The organism is Mycobacterium timonense (assembly GCF_025821985.1).
In the GTDB taxonomy this organism is placed as follows: domain Bacteria; phylum Actinomycetota; class Actinomycetes; order Mycobacteriales; family Mycobacteriaceae; genus Mycobacterium; species Mycobacterium avium.
Map to the genome: position 1 here is coordinate 1 of NZ_JACKSY010000117.1, position 351 is coordinate 351.

1 pseudogene is annotated in these 351 nt (G+C 65.2%); it reads right to left on the reverse strand.

The features are described from left to right. Positions 1–320: pseudogene (locus tag H7I87_RS28315) on the reverse strand (salicylate synthase); the annotation flags it as partial. Positions 321–351: the final 31 nt, after the last annotated feature.

Here is a 351-nt window from a genome sequence, read left to right on the forward strand (position 1 = left end):
AAGAGTTGGTCTGTTTCCAGCAGCAGCCGGTCGATGGCCTCGCCCAGCACCGGCCCGGGCCGCCCCGACCACTGCTGGCGCTGCGTGACCCCATCGCGGATCACCCGCAGTTCGTCGCTGTCCAGCTCGATCATGGCGTGCACACCGGTGGCCAGCACCCATTCCCCGCCGCGCTCGTAGAGCAGATACTCTTCCCCGACGCGTTCGGACAGCGCCACGGCCAACTCGGCCGCCAAGTCCGCCGGGTCGATATGGGCGGGAAGCGGGATCGATGGCGACGCAGAACCGGTGGAACTTGTCTCGACGCTGACCTCGGTCACGGTTAGTAAATGTAGCCTAACCTATGTAGCT